We start from the raw sequence: 14,797 nt of genomic DNA, 5'->3' as shown, positions 1-14,797 counted from the left end.
ACACCACCATCACCGACGCGATTTCACCACACCCAGATGGAGACCTCATGACCATTGCTACCGGCGAACGCCTGCCCGACGTGACCCTCTTTACCAACGGCGACAAGGGTCCAGAGTCACTGACCACCGACGCCTTCTTTTCAGGACGCAAGGTGGTGCTGTTCGCTGTCCCCGGCGCCTTCACTCCGGGCTGTTCCAACACCCATATGCCCGGCTTCGTGGTCAACGCCGACAAGCTGCTGGAAAAGGCCGACGCGGTCGCCTGCCTGGCGGTCAACGACGCCTTCGTCATGGGCGCCTGGCAGAAGGACCAGAACGCCGAAGCGATCACCATGCTGGCCGACGGTAACGCCGATTTCACCCGAGCCATCGGCATGGACAAGGATGCCAGTGCCGCAGGCATGGGCGTGCGCAGCCTGCGCTACGCGATGATCGTCAACGACGGCGTGGTCGAGTATCTGGGCGTCGACACCGAACGCGGCGTGATCGAGGCGTCCAGTGCCGAGACGGTGCTGGCCAGGCTCTAAGGCTTGTACGAAAAGTGCCTGCGCTCGGTAATACGGCGTTAAAAACCGGGTCAACATGCTCATTTACACCTCGTAAACTGCGCTTTCTCACCGATTTTTGCCTTGTCTAACCATCGCTCGCCGGCTTTTCGTATAAAGCCTGGCGCTGCAAGCGGGGGCTGACGCCCCCGCCTCCAAGCCCCCGCCTTCACCCCCTTCTTCAAGGCGGTCATCCAGCACAGTTCTGCTAGTCTTGGGGGGTAGCCCCCACTGACGAGAGCACGGACCATGAACGCGACAGCAGACCAGGCCATGCGCCTGAGCGGTACCTGCCTGTGCGGTGCGGTGACACTCAAGGTAGCTCTTGAACAGCAGAGCGTCGGCGCCTGCCACTGCCAGATGTGTCGAACCTGGGGCGGCGGCCCGCTGTTGGCGCTGGAGTCGGTCAGTCAGCTGACGCTCGAAGGCGAAGAGGCTGTCACCTTCTATTCATCGTCCGACTGGGCCGAGCGTGCCTTCTGTCGCCACTGCGGCACCCACCTGTTCTACCGATTGAAGAACGGCGAGCACACTTCGGTACCCGTTGGCCTGATCGACAGCGGAGAAGCCTGGCGGTTCGACCTCCAGATCTTCATCGACGAGAAGCCCCACTGGTACCACTTCGGCAACGACACCCGCAATCTGACAGGCCAGGAACTGTTCGAGGCGTTTTCCAAGGACAGCTGAGACTGGTTCCTCCAGGCCCTTGGCCAGCGTTGGTGACTTGCGCCACGTTCAGCCAAGCCCGCCGTTTTCACTCCGGTGACATACAGACGGCCAGCGCAATGCTGGCCGTCCTGTCTTTGTATCGAGCCGTGTCGAGCCGAGTCTTGCCCTGGCATCTCGGCACTTGCCGCTCGGGACGCTAAAGCATCCACTCCACCGGCAGCACAGAGATCAAGGTTACCGCCGCCCGGCGGAAGATGCCCACGTTGGGCTCGCCGTCGTACTGCACTACCCCTTGCGGCGTACGCTCCAGCCAGATCATGCTGCCGTCTTCGTCCAGCTTGACCTCGTAGGCGTTGTCGAGCACGTCGGTATTGAACACCCGCTGCATTTCCTGAGCGAGCTCCGGACTCTCGATGATAAAGCCGAGTTCGGTATTCAGTCGCGCCGAACGTGGGTCGAAATTGAACGAGCCGACGAACAGCCGATCGCCGTCCACGGCGAAGGTCTTGGCGTGCAGGCTGGCACCCGAGCTGCCGAAGGGGCCGGCAGACTCGCTGCGCCCCGGCGCATCTGGCGCGCGCTTGAGCTCGAACAACCGGACGCCAGCCTCCAACAGCTCGCGTCGCCGCTTGGCGTAGCCGGCGTGCACCGCGGCCACATCGGTCGCCTCCAGTGCGTTGGTCAGAATGGTCACCTCCACGCCGCGCGCCTCTAGATCGGCGAACATGCGAGTGCCCTTCTCTACCGGCACAAAATACGGCGACACCAGATGCACGCTGTCCCGGGGCGGCCCCAGCAGGCCACGTATGCGTCCGGTCAGCAGGTCTTCATCGGCGGCCAGCCCCAGGCCCTTGGCCGGATCGTCACTGACCATTCTGGTGTTGGCCCAGACCAGCTCAAGGCTACCGTCCTCGATCGACTCGATGAACTGGCTTTCGTCCAGCGCCTGCCGGTACTCCAGCGAATCAGGGGTACGGACGATTTCCGCCGAGGCCTGCTCGAAGCGTGCCAGCCCCTGGCGCCCCGCCGAGTCGAGCACCCGACTGGCCGGGTAGGAGGACTGGCTGGCCCAGTACAGATCGAAGTCTTCAGAGACCTGCTCGACCACCGGCCCCACGGCGACGACATCGAGATCGGCGAACATCACGTTGTCGCCGGCGCCGAAATACTCGTCGCCGATATTGCGCCCGCCGATGATGGTGGCCTGGTTGTCCACCGTCAGTGACTTGTTGTGCATGCGCCGATTGGCCCGGGAGAAGTCGGTCAGGTAGCCGATAAACCGCGGTGAGCGCACCACGAAGGGATTGAACAGGCGTATCTCGATATTGGGGTGAGCATCCAGCGCTGCCAGCTTGTCATCGAGCCCTGCAGTGTTGGTGTCATCGAGCAGCATGCGGACGCGCACGCCACGATTGGCGGCGTCCAGCATGGCCTGATACAGCATCGAGCCGGTGATGTCGTCGTGCCAGATGTAATACTGGACATCGAGGGTCCGCTCTGCCGCTTCCGCCAGTAACAGTCGTGCGGCAAAGGCGTCGTGGGGATTGCGCAGAGTATGGATACCACTCTTGCCGGGATGGGCATCCACATAGGGTGCCAGCATTTCGCCGAGCGCCGTGTCGCGGGCCTGCTCCAGCGTCAGATGCTGTGTCTGGCTACGCCCTTCCAGGGAGGGCAGGCCGCTGCATCCAGTTAACAACACGGCCACCGATAGCCACAGGGCAAGCATCAGCGGTTTTCCGATAACGGGCATTCGAGAGTTCCATTCGTCGCTGGGTTGGCCGTTACAGCATAGCGAAGTTGAAGAAGAACCACCGCAAGGCTTTTTCTCATCGCCGGCCCCCTCGACCGCCCCCTCGATCAACCTCTCGATCAACCTCTCGATTGCCCCCCCAACGCCGCCACCGTTGCCACCCGAACGACGTATTGTCCACAACGGGCACCCGCAGCCTTCGTTCGTCGCTGCACTGATTTACGTCAAATCTAATTTTACTTTTTCTAATAGCCTTTCCCCGATCCCCTCACGCAGGCCTTCTCCACCGCCGTGAAAAGCCGACTGCCCCGAACAAGAGGAAACCACGATGCCCGTCCGTCACTTCTCCATCGCCCGGCTGAGCCTTGTCGCTCTGTTGCTTGCCGGCACCTCGACCCAGGCCGCCGACGGTACCATCAGTTTCACCGGCGAAATCGTCGCGGCCAACTGCACCATACCGACGGCCGCCACTACCGTGACGCTACCCAAGGTGTCCACCAGCGCCTTCGGTGCCTCCGGCACCCGAGCAGGCCAGAAGGCCTTCCAGCTCGTGCTGAAATGCGCCGCCGGCACCACTGGCCGCAACAAGGTCTCGGTGCGCTTTACCGGAGATGACACCCAGGTGGATCCGGTCACCGGGCTATTCCTGCTCACCAGCGACAGCACCGCCAAGGACGTGGGGGTCGCCGTCTACGATGCCAACGACGATTGGGTCAAGGCGGCCGACAACGACAGCACCCCGCCGGTGGACATCGTGGCAGGCGATGACACGACGGTCATTTCCCTGAGCGCCTGGTACCAGTCCACCGCCGCCACGGTAACCGCCGGCACCGTCAAGGCCAGCGGCAATATCGAGATTGTCTACCAATGACCGCGATAGAAGGCCCCGGCGCTTCGCCCTTTGCCATGCGGGCGTGGCAGCGACTGGTGATACACGCCCTCGGCCTGGGTCTGAGTCTGTGTCTTGCGCTCATGATCGCGGCGTTGCCAGGCCACAAGGCCGAGGCCAGCATCACCATCAATGGCACCCGCGTCATCTATCAGGAGGTCCAGCGGGAGCAGACGCTCCGGCTGGAAAACCAGGATAGTGTCCCGGTGCTGGTCCAGGCCTGGGCCGACCGCCACGCCGGAGGGCGCCCGGCGCGGGACGCCGAGTCGCCATTTCTGGTGACGCCATCGGTATTCCGTCTCGACCCCGGTGAGAGTCAGACCCTGCGTATCCTGCGCATTCGCGACGTGGAAAGGTCCGACCAGGAGTCGCTCTACTGGCTCAACATCAAGGAGGTGCCACCGCTACCCCAGGGGACCACCAACCGACTGCAGCTAGGCATCCTGACACGCCTGAAACTGTTCTATCGTCCGACGGGCCTCGCCGGTGAACCCGGCGACGCCATCGCCAATCTTCAGTGGCATCTGGCGCCTGGCCCCGACCTGCGCCTGGTGTGCGACAACCCCTCGAACTACCACGTGTCGTTGATCGGCGGTGCCTGGCGGCAGTTCAGCGACCACGATGATCTTTCCCTCGACATGCTGGCTCCGCACAGCGAGGCAAGCTGGTCACTGCAGACGAGGCCTGCGCCAGGGTCATCACTGTGGTACCGGGCGATCAACGACTACGGCGCCGTCGTGGTGCGCGAGGCCATCCCGGACACCGAATGAACCGACGACATGGCACTACCGTCTACCGAGTCGACGCCGCTGGCCGCTGCCAGACATCCTCCCCCCTGCCGGTGGTGCTTCACCGCCGGGCGCTACCGGTGGCGAGCGGCATTGGTGGTCGCGGCTGCTGTGGTGGCGACGGTAACTGGGCCACGGCCGGTCCAGGCCGACGAGGTGACCTTCGACCCAGCCTTCCTCGAAGACGCCAGTCTCGACATGCGTCGCTTCTCCCGACCGGACTACGTGCTACCAGGCGACTATCTGGTCGATCTGACCCTCAACCAGACGCCGCTGGGACGCTATCCGCTACGTGTCGAGGACATCCCGGACGGAACACAGCGACTTACCCTGCCCTTGGACGCCTGGTTGGCCGCACGCCTTGAGCCGGCCCTCGAACAGGAAGTGCGACATAGCTGCCGGCTGGACGCCAACTGCTTTCTGGGGGTGGACGCCGCCCTGCCCGGCGCCAGCCTGGATCTCGCCATCGGTGACCTGCGTGCCCACCTCAGCGTGCCCCAGGCGTTGCTTCATCGGCTGCCTCGTGGCCAGGTCGACAGCGCGCGCTGGGAGCCCGGCACCACCGCTCTGCTGGCCAACTATCAAGTGAACGGTTATCGCTCGAGCACCGACGAAGGGCACTATCAAAGTGCCTTTCTCGGCACGACGCTCGGCGCCAACCTTGGCCTGTGGCAGTTTCGCAGCAGCCTCAACGTTTCCCGCAGCGATGACGGCGACGTCGACTGGGACAGCCTTCATCACTACGTTCAGCGGCCCCTGCCGGACCAGGGCTTGCTGCTGCGGGCCGGCGAGATCAACACCCGAGGGGACTTCTTCGATTCGCTGGCGCTGCGCGGGGTCACGCTACGCACAGAGACCCGCATGCTGCCCGACAGTCGACGTGGCTACGCTCCCGTGGTCCGCGGCAGCGCCAGAACCCAGGCGCATGTCACCATCTCCCAGCAGGGGCGGCGTCTGCTCGAGACCAGCGTGCCTCCCGGCCCCTTCGAGATCGACGACCTCTATCCCACCGGCTACGGGGGCGATCTTGAGGTGAAAGTCACCGAGGCCGATGGACGCGTCGAGCACTACAGCGTGCCCTACGCTGCCGTCCCGGGCCTGCTGAGACCGGGTCAATCGCGCCTCTCGCTGGCCGCCGGTCAGTACCATGCCAAAGGCCTCGATGACCCTCCCTCACTGCTGGAGGCCGGCTATCGACGGGGGCTCGGCAACGCCATCACCGCCTACGGCGGCGCCCAGCTCAGTGAACACTACTGGTCTCCACTGATCGGCGCCGCCTTCAATACCCCCGCGGGGGCCATTGCTGTCGATGCCCAGTACGCCCACGCCGACCTTCCCCAGGGAGGTCGCAACGGCTGGAGTCTCGAGGCCTCCTACAGCCGCCACCTGCAATCCACCGATACCGACATCAATCTGGCGGCGTATCGCTACTCGACCACGGGGTTCGTGTCGCTGGCCGACGCCGCCTGGATTGCCGACGCTGACGACGACGGCGCTCAGGCAGACGAAGGATACGTAGACAACAGCACGACCATCGATCAACGCAGTCGTCTGCAGCTCAATCTGAGCCAGCCCCTCGGGCCACGTACACGCATCTCCGCAACCGGCAGCCTGGCGGACTACTGGCATCGCGGCGGCACCGAGTCGTCCTACCAGCTGAGTCTGAGTCACCGCATCGGGCGCGTCAGCCTGGCCCTCAACCTGTCGCGCACCGACAACCGCGAAGGAGAGGCCGAGCACCGCGCGCTGGTATCGCTGACGCTGCCACTGTCCAACGCGTCCTTCGCCCCACGTCTGGGTGTCTCCGCCAGTCGTGACAGCCGCCATCATGACGATGCCCACCTCGACCTCACCGGCACCCTGGGCGACGAACGCGAGCTGTCCTACGGGCTGTTCGCCAATCAGACCCGCGGCCCGAAGGAGCGCTACCGCTCCTACGGGCTCAACCTGTCGAGCGGAACCTCCGTCGGCCGCTTCACCGCGGCAGGCTCGAAAAGCGACGACTACCGACAACTTTCCATCGGCGCCAGCGGCGCCGTGCTGATACACCGCCACGGCGTGACCTTCGGCCAGAGCACCGGCGATACCGTAGGCCTGGTCAGCGCCCCGGGGGGCGCCGGCGCTCGCGTCACCAACGCCGCCAACCTGACCCTCGACGATGACGGCGAGGCATTGGTCCCCTACTTGACGGCCTACCACGACAACGCGGTCCAGCTGGACCCGCGCGGCGCCGCCACCTCGGTGGAATTTCAGCGAACTTCGATCGATGTCGCGCCCTATGCCGGCGCGGTGGTGCCACTGCGCTTCGCCACTCGAACCGGGCTGCCGGTGGTGATCGTGCTGGAGCAGAACGGCCGGGGCGTACCGCTGGGCGCCGAAGTCAGCGCCACCGACGGACGCAAGCTGGGGGTGGTCGGCGCCGGCGGCATGCTGCTACTGCGCGATCTGACGCCCGGTACCTCGCTCCAGGTGACGTTGGGAGGCGAACGACGTTGCTGGGCACGTCCTGTCTGGACGCCTCCGACGGACAGCGACGAGATACCGATCGTCACCAGCCCCTGCCAGCCAACGCCACTGAAAGACCTGCTGGAGACAACGTGAATGCGCACCATCGGCTTGAAGACCCGCAGCGCGAGCGCTCCGCTGCGTTTCGCCATCAGACTTCTCGGCTTGCTGCTGTCGATCGCCGCACTGCTGTCGGCGACCTCGGTGGAGGCCAGCTGCCGACGCATCAACCCACCATGGAGTGACCAGCCTCTGACGGTAAATTTTGGCGCCGAGATCGTGCTCGACGAAAACGTGGCCGTCGGCACGCCCATCGCCACGGCGGTCATCCCCGGCAGCCAGCTCTATGCGATCAAAGGAGGCTGGGTCGCTACCTGCAACAATCAGGACGACGCGATCAAGTACTGGTGGCTCGAGCAGCACTACTCCCAGTCCAGCGGCTACTTCCCGGTCCCCGGCATCAGCGTGGACAGCGCCGACGGGCGCGTCTACATCATGCAGGACAGCGGTAGCCGCAATCCCTACGGCGGCGGGGGCAGCGGCAGCGTCGGCTATACAACCGAATTGCTGGTCAACGGCAACGCCCATGCGTTCTCCTGGGTCTCCGCTTCCCCCAACAAGAACCTTCCGCCGATCGGCGAGGAGATCCACGGCATCCCCTGCCGCGACGCCCTGCTGGGGACGGGTGCCGCCGAGGGTTACCCCCCCTTGATAGAAATCAACTGCCCCATCGGCGACTACGCCGTCAACTGGCGCCAGCTTCCTCCCTTCCAGATCAAGGTCACGCTCTACCGCATGGCCGGTTCCCCCGGCACCAGCGGTGTACAGCTTCAGAACAACAACAACGCCGGCTTCAGCCTGTTCTCGTTGCTGAACAGCCAGGGCACGCCCTCCGGGGCCAACCACGAACTATTCAATCTGGTCAGGCTGCAGCTGGCCCAGAGTACACGGGTTAGAATCAATCCCTGCCATGGCATCAACAATGTCTCGGTGTCACTGGGAGAGGTGGGCAGCCATCGCTTCACCACCCTGGGCCAGCCCGCCACGGGCGTCGCCGACACCCCGGTGCACGTCACCGCCTGGTGTCACACCGACGGCGACATCAAGTGGGCCGTGCTGGGCAAGGCGGCGGCCTACGATCCCGGCGGGAATCAGGGCATTCTGGCCTTGGACAGTGCGGAGGAAAGCGCCAGCGGCGTGGGTATCCAGCTGATCCACACCGGTAGCCTGGCGCCACTGCCGATCACCCCCGAAGGCAGCGCCTTCGACGCCTACCGCTGGATCGACACCAACCTTCATGCGCAGGGCGGCAACATCTTGATGCTCGACTTTCTGGCCCGCTACGTGAAGACCGGCACCGTCACGCCAGGTACCGCCAACGGCCATGCCACCCTGGTGCTGTCGCCTAAATGAGTTTCCACCGTCTTCGCTCTACGACAGGCAGGCAGCCGGTTCAGCAACGCTCGCCCGGCTGCCGGAGACCCGCGACACCACGCCGCCGACGATGATCAGGCAGGGGGATGGCAGGGGGTTCTCCGCCAGGCGCTGATCGATATCGCCAAGGGTGCCCACCAACGAGGCCATCTCAGGAAGACTGGCGTTGGCCACCAGCATCACCGGCCAGTCCTGTGGCAGGCCTGCGCCACGCAGGCCACGGGTAATCGCGCCAAGCTTGTTGAGCCCCATGTAGAACACCAGGGTCTCGTCGCGTCGGGCCAGCGATGCCCAGTCCGGCTCGCCCCCCTCGCGACACTGCTGGGCGGTGATCAGACGAAGGCTCTGGGCGTGGCCGCGATCGGTCAGCGGAATCCCCATGGCGGCGCAGGCACTAGCCGCCGCCGAGATGCCGGGCACGATCTCACGCGCAATGCCGGCATCGTCCAGGGCGTCGAGTTCTTCCCCGAGGCGTCCAAAGATGCCCGGATCGCCGCCCTTGAGGCGCACCACCGCCTTGCCCTGGCGCGCCAGCGCCACCAGCAGGGTGCCGATCTGCGCCTGATCGACGCTGTGGTGGCCCCTGGCCTTGCCGACATAGTGGCGCTCGACGCCGGCCGGAATCATCGCCAGCACCTCGGGCCCCACCAGGCGGTCGTAGACCACCGCGTCGGCGTGTTCGATCCGGTTCAGCGCCTTGAGCGTCAGCAGTTCACCCGCACCGCTGCCCGCCCCCACCAGCGCGACCCGGCCAACAGCGCCGCCTGACCGATGGCCAGCGCCGCTGGCAGCGGACCGGGACGCCAGCCGGTCGGCCCAATGCTGGCTTTGCCATGCCAGTCGCCCCAGCAGCATCGACAGCCCTTCCAGACGACGTGCCAGCCAAGGCGTCGTCCCCGCTTCAGCAAGGTGACCCAGCCGGTCTCTAGGCCGACTGGGGTTGTGCGCGCTCGATGCGACCACGGCTCTTCTCCTCTTCCACCAGACTCTTCAATTCGGGAATACAACTGCCGCACTGGGTACCGCAGGCCAATCGCGCACCGAGCGCCTCGACGCTGTCGTCGCCGGCACGAATCGCCCGCTGGATCGGGGAACGCCCCACCTGATGGCAACTGCACACGATCGGCCCCTGGTCGGCGGCGCCGTCATGACAGGCCGCCAGCACTCGCCGCCGATGCTGCTGACCCATGGCCTCGCCACGTGCGGCCTCGTCGAAGCGCTCGCACAGCCAGCCAAGCCCCGGCAGTTCGCTGACCGGGCCAACCATCAGCCACCAGCACAGGCGTCCTTGCTCGAACCCCGCCAGGCGCCAGCGACCACTGGCCGGGTCCTGGGCCACCGGGCCCAGCTCCCCCGGCAACTGGCGTGCGGCCCAGTCGAGCCAGTCGCGTTCGACGCCCACTTTCTCTACACCCTCTTGCTCAACGGGCTCACCGGCCAGTTGCCATCGCTCCGCCGAGGCCAGCGGGACCCGCGTCCAGTAGTTCGTCCCCTCGACCACCCGGGCGGCCAGGCCCGAACCCTCGGGTGGTCCCTGCTGGGCCAGTGCCCGGGAAACCACCAGGGTCGCCTCCCAGGCGTGCTGCAGCGGCGTGACCGCCACCGCGCCATGCTTGGTCTCCGGCTGGCCAGAAAGCGGATCGACGTCCGGGGCGAACAGGCTCCCCGCCAGCGGCGAGTGACTGAAGCGCGGTGTCCAGTGGATGGGCACGAACACTTCCCCACGGCGCTGGGCGGCGGAGACCCTGACGCGGGCGCGCATCTCGCCGCTGCGCGAGCGGATCCTGGCGAGCCCCTGGTCACACAGCCCCAGGGCCTCGGCGTCATCCCGATGGACCTCGACGAAGGGCTCGGAGCGGTGATTCATCAGTCGGTTGGCCCTGGCGGTACGGGTCATGGTGTGCCACTGATCGCGCACCCGCCCCGAATTCAGCCGCAGCGGATAGTCGGCGTCAGGCGCCTGGCGCGGCGCCCGCGCGCTCACCGGCCACAACCGCGCCCGGCCGCTCTCGGTGTAGAAGCGGCCGTTTTCGAAGAGCCGCGCGGTGCCTCGAGGTGCGCTTGCCGTCACCGGCCACTGGATCGGTGCGAGATCGTCGTACTCGACCCGGGACAGCCCCGCCAGCCCGGAAATATCGAAGGCCCGCCGTCCCTGGTTGTCGAGGCCCGACAAGCGCGCATGCTCGTCGAAGATCTCGCAGGGGTGGCGGTAGGCGAAGGCCTCGCCGAAGCCCAGGCGATCGGCCACCCGGCACAGGATCCACCAGTCGTGGCGGGCCTCGCCCGGCGGCGGCAGGAGACCGCGCTGGCGCGAGATGCGTCGTTCGGAGTTGGTGACGGTACCGTCCTTTTCCGACCAGCCGCTGGCCGGCAGCACGATATCGGCGAGTTCCACCAGGTCGGTGTCGGCCATGCACTCCGACACGATCACCAGCGGACAGCGCTCGATGGCGCGGCGCACCCGGTCGGCATCCGGCAAGCTCACCAGGGGATTGGTGGCCATGATCCACAGCGCCTGGATGTCGCCGCGCTCGACGGCCTGAAATAGCTCGACCGCCTTGTGGCCAGGCTCCCGAGGCAGCGTCGGCACCAGCGCCTCGGTCGACCAGAAGCGGGTCAGCCGTTCGATGGCGCCCGGGGTGTGATAGTCCATATGGGCGGCCAGCTGGTTGGCCAGCCCACCGACCTCGCGCCCGCCCATGGCGTTGGGCTGGCCGGTGATGGAAAAGGGGCCGGCGCCGGGCAGGCCAATCTTGCCGCCGGCCAGGTGGCAGTTGAGGATGGCCTGGCACTTGTCGGTGCCGCTGGTCGACTGGTTCACGCCCTGAGAGTAAAGCGTGACCACGTGCAGCTGGGTGGCAAACCAGTAGTAGAAGGTCTCGAGGCGCTCGGCGTCGAGATCGCAGGCCGCCGCCACCGCCTCGATGTCCGAGGCCTCGTCCAGGGCGGCGGCAATTGTCTCTTCGGCGCCGTCCACATGGCGCTTCAGATAGACCTCATCGAGCCGTTGGCGACGGGCCATCCAGGCCAGCAGGCCATTGAACAGCAAAGCGTCGCTGCCGGGGCGCAGCCCCAGGTACAGATCGGCGATCTCGCAGCTGTCGGTGACCCGAGGATCGATGACCACGACCCGCATCAGCGGATTGCGGGTCTTGGCCAGACGCAGCCGCTGATACAGCACCGGATGGTTCCAGGCCAGATTGGACCCCACCAGCACCACCAGTTCGGCCTCTTCCAGATCCTCGTAGTTGCAGGGGACGGCGTCGGCGCCCAAGGTGCGCTTGTAGGCCGCCACCGCTGACGCCATGCACAGCCGCGAGTTGGTATCCAGGTGCGGTGTCCCGAGAAATCCCTTGAACAACTTGTTGGCGACGTAGTAGTCCTCGGTCAATAGCTGCCCGGACAGGTAGCCGGCAATGGCCTCTGGACCGCTGCCCTCGGCAATCGCTCCCAGACGCTCGGCGACGGCGTCCAGCGCGCTGTCCCAGTCGGTTTCGCGACCGTCCACCCTGGGTCGCGTCAAGCGCCCCTGAACGCCAAGGGTCTCCGCCAAGGCCGAGCCCTTGACGCACAGGCGACCGAAGTTGGCCGGGTGATCCCGATCGCCCCTGAGGGTAACCGCCTCGCCATCGCGACGTAGCTCGACGCCGCAGCCGACCCCGCAGTAGGGACAGGTGGTGCCTGTGGCCTCTCCGCCTGCACCGCTGTCGATCTCCGTGCTGTCGCTATCCGTCCGGGTCATCGCGCTCTCCTGTCGGCCATCTTGCTGCTCTGGCATATCGGCGGTCTCTCATCGGCAGATCATCGCTCCGCTAGTGGCCGGGCCTTGATCGGTCGGGTCTTGCTGCGGCCCAAACGCACGACGCCCATCCCGTCGAGCGAGGCTCGAGGAGATGGGCGTCGTTGCCGGATGAAATCCCGCGCTGGATTTCGTGTGTGCTAGCGCCCGTTGCAGACGAGTTGTCGGACCGGCCCACCCGCCACCAGCGTCGGGACCCTTCCTGGCTCGGCCTAGTGATCTGGCTCGGCCTAGCGATCTGGCTCGGCTTAGTCATCTGGCTCGGCTGAGTGATGCCCATGGCACCAACAACGGCACTAGCTTTGGCAGTAATTAAAGCAAACCCTGTGCCAGAACACCGCAATCGCCCCTTGTCACGCGGAAAGCCGGTGCCAGCCAATTGAACCAACGAGGTTTTTTCTGACGTTTGCCCAGTCGATGGTGGCGAGAAGACGTCTGACAGACCCCAGGCTCGCACCACAACGAACGATAGAGGCCACCGTTTACGCACCCTTTCGGTGCGCGAGCGCCTGCCCGGCATATCTGCGGGGGCACGGCGGCGGCTTTGCAGGGGGTTATCTCCCTGACAGAAAACGACAAGATCGAAAATGGAACGCCTTTTGCGCTGACAGGTGCAGAGGCACCCAAGGTGCCCCCCTCATCACGTCGACTCGAGCTCTATCGAGCGACAGCATCATCGAGCCACGCCCATGCCCGAACACGACACCTTGAAGGTCCTGCTGGTCGACGACGAGATAGTGCGCGCCGCCATGGTCGAAGAGGCGCTTGCGCTGGACGGACACCAGGTGGTCTGCCGACTGTCAAGCCCGGCCAGCCTCAACGACATGGTGCAGCAGCATCAACCCGACGTGGTCATCATCGACATGGAATCGCCTGACCGGGACACCCTGGAAAGCATGGCGCTGCTGCAGCGGGAAAACCCCCGACCGGTGGTGTTCTTCGCCGACCAGCACGACCCCGAATCGCTCAAGGCGGCGGTGAAGGCCGGCGTCAGCGCCTATGTGGTGGACGGTCTGGCGGCCAACCGCGTCAAGGCGGTCATCGATGTCGCCATCGCCCGCTTCGAAGCCTTTCAGGGAATGCGCCGCGACCTCGACAAGGCACGCAACCAGCTCGCCGACCGCAAGCGCATCGAACAGGCCAAGGGCCTGTTGATGAAGCATCAGAGCTGCGATGAGGAACAGGCCTACCGCATGCTGCGCAAGCTGGCCATGGACCGCGGCCAGCGCATCGCACAGGTCGCCCAGAACGTCGTCGACATCCTCAAGCCACTGGAGAAGGGATCATGAGTCCATCGCTGTCTTCTGACGCGGCCAGCACGTCCAGAACTGGCGCGCCGCATCCACCCGAGCTCGCCAGCCTGACCCTGGGATTCGTGCCGCTGCTGGATGCTGCGCTGTTGATCATCGCCCGGGAAGGCGGCTTCTTCGCCGCCCAGGGGGTCGAGGTCAGCCTGTCACGCGAGAACGCCTGGTCCACCCTGCGCGACAAGGTCGCCGCCGGCCTGCTTGACGGCGCCCAGATGCTGGCGCCGATGCCGCTGGCCATGAGCCTGGGGCTGTCCCGCGCGCCTTGTGACACCCTGGCCGCCGCGGTGCTGAGCCGCCAGGGCAACACGTTGGTGCTGTCTCGCCGCCTGGTCGAGGCGGTTGGCGCTTCGGTCGACAGCGGGGAGCCCGGCGCCTTCGGCGCGGCCAGCGAACTGGCCCGACGCTTCAAGGCCTCGCTGAAAGAAGGCACCCGGCCACGCCTGGCCATGGTCTACCCCTACTCCTGCCAACACCTGTTGCTGCGTGATTGGCTGGCTCGCGGCGACATCGACGTCGACAGCGAGGTCGAACTGGTCGCGCTGCCGCCCCCGCGCATGGTGGACGCCCTGCGCGAAGGCGAGATCGATGGCTTCTGCGTCGGCGAGCCCTGGGGCAGCCTGGCCCAGCATCGTCAGGTGGGTCGAGTGGTGGCCAGCGGTGCGGAACTGATGCCGGCGCATCCCGAGAAGGTGCTGGGGGTGACGGCCTCCTGGGCGCGGCGCTACCCGAATACCCTGTCCGCGCTGCTGCGCGCCCTCCAGGCCGCCGCCCTGTGGCTGGACAAGGCGCCTGAGGCCAGACGCCAGACCCTGGCCTGGCTGGCGCTGCCCCCCTACCTCGATGAAGCCGTAGGCCATCTCGACGAGCTGCCGCTGGAAGCCGCCCCAGGCTACCCCTGCATCGGTGAGCGACTGCGCCCCCTGACGGCCGACTTCGAGGGGCTGATCCAGCGGTTGTCGCCGCTGCTCGAGGCTCGCGGGCGACAGCTCGACACCGCCACCCTGGAGGAGTGCTACAGCGCTGTGCATTACGACGCCGCCACGCACCAGTACGGTGCCGACACGCCCTGAACCCTGCCTGACCGGTGCTGACGCCCTCCGCCAGG

11 protein-coding genes are annotated in these 14,797 nt (G+C 65.9%); 8 read left to right on the top strand and 3 right to left on the bottom strand.

Annotation, left to right across the window (positions count from 1 at the left end):
- Nucleotides 1–47 precede the first annotated feature (47 nt).
- Complete coding sequence (locus tag NFG58_RS05475; RefSeq protein ID WP_108450219.1) at nucleotides 48–527, top strand: peroxiredoxin; 480 nt, start codon at nucleotides 48–50, stop codon at nucleotides 525–527.
- Nucleotides 528–794: 267 nt separating this feature from the next.
- Entirely contained in the window at nucleotides 795–1,232 is a 438-nt protein-coding gene (locus NFG58_RS05470; RefSeq protein ID WP_108450220.1) for a GFA family protein, read from the top strand.
- A 178-nt stretch (nucleotides 1,233–1,410) separates the two neighbouring features.
- Here NFG58_RS05470 and NFG58_RS05465 read toward each other — a convergent pair whose 3' ends face one another.
- Nucleotides 1,411–2,967, bottom strand: a complete 1,557-nt coding sequence (locus tag NFG58_RS05465; RefSeq protein ID WP_249743055.1) for a phospholipase D family protein — start codon at nucleotides 2,965–2,967, stop codon at nucleotides 1,411–1,413.
- A gap of 328 nt (nucleotides 2,968–3,295) precedes the next feature.
- On the opposite strand from NFG58_RS05465, the gene NFG58_RS05460 reads away from it, so the two are divergent.
- Genes NFG58_RS05460 through NFG58_RS05445 form a run of 4 tightly spaced genes read left to right on the top strand, consistent with a single transcriptional unit; the run spans nucleotide 3,296 to nucleotide 8,562 of the window.
- A complete protein-coding gene (locus NFG58_RS05460; RefSeq protein WP_348827721.1) occupies nucleotides 3,296–3,838 on the top strand; it encodes a fimbrial protein in 543 nt (180 codons plus the stop codon).
- Nucleotides 3,835–4,626 (top strand): molecular chaperone, encoded by a 792-nt coding sequence (locus tag NFG58_RS05455; protein ID WP_124802532.1) that lies wholly within the window; start codon nucleotides 3,835–3,837, stop codon nucleotides 4,624–4,626. The genes NFG58_RS05460 and NFG58_RS05455 overlap by 4 nt, the downstream gene beginning before the upstream one ends.
- 9 nt (nucleotides 4,627–4,635) lie before the next feature.
- Entirely contained in the window at nucleotides 4,636–7,245 is a 2,610-nt protein-coding gene (locus NFG58_RS05450; RefSeq protein WP_348827720.1) for a fimbria/pilus outer membrane usher protein, read from the top strand.
- Nucleotides 7,246–8,562, top strand: a complete 1,317-nt coding sequence (locus NFG58_RS05445) for a fimbrial protein (RefSeq protein WP_348827719.1) — start codon at nucleotides 7,246–7,248, stop codon at nucleotides 8,560–8,562. It begins immediately after the preceding gene.
- A gap of 18 nt (nucleotides 8,563–8,580) precedes the next feature.
- On the opposite strand, the gene cobA is transcribed toward NFG58_RS05445, so the two are convergent.
- Both cobA and NFG58_RS05435 read right to left on the bottom strand, forming a co-directional pair.
- Nucleotides 8,581–9,546 (bottom strand): uroporphyrinogen-III C-methyltransferase, encoded by a 966-nt coding sequence (gene cobA / locus NFG58_RS05440; protein ID WP_348827718.1) that lies wholly within the window; start codon nucleotides 9,544–9,546, stop codon nucleotides 8,581–8,583.
- Entirely contained in the window at nucleotides 9,509–12,325 is a 2,817-nt protein-coding gene (locus NFG58_RS05435) for a nitrate reductase (protein WP_348827717.1), read from the bottom strand. Before NFG58_RS05435 ends, cobA begins: the two co-directional genes overlap by 38 nt.
- A 746-nt stretch (nucleotides 12,326–13,071) precedes the next feature.
- Between NFG58_RS05435 and NFG58_RS05430 the strand changes: the two genes are divergently transcribed.
- The gene (locus NFG58_RS05430; protein WP_348827716.1) at nucleotides 13,072–13,671 is read left to right on the top strand and encodes an ANTAR domain-containing protein; all 600 of its coding nucleotides are present in this window, start codon (nucleotides 13,072–13,074) and stop codon (nucleotides 13,669–13,671) included.
- A complete protein-coding gene (locus tag NFG58_RS05425; RefSeq protein ID WP_348827715.1) occupies nucleotides 13,668–14,762 on the top strand; it encodes a CmpA/NrtA family ABC transporter substrate-binding protein in 1,095 nt (364 codons plus the stop codon). Before NFG58_RS05430 ends, NFG58_RS05425 begins: the two co-directional genes overlap by 4 nt.
- The last annotated feature ends 35 nt before the right edge of the window (nucleotides 14,763–14,797 follow it).

This window comes from Halomonas sp. RT37 (assembly GCF_040070525.1).
Lineage (GTDB): Bacteria > Pseudomonadota > Gammaproteobacteria > Pseudomonadales > Halomonadaceae > Halomonas > Halomonas litopenaei.
Note: the sequence above shows the minus strand (reverse complement) of the source record. Positions and strands in the feature narration are given on the sequence as shown.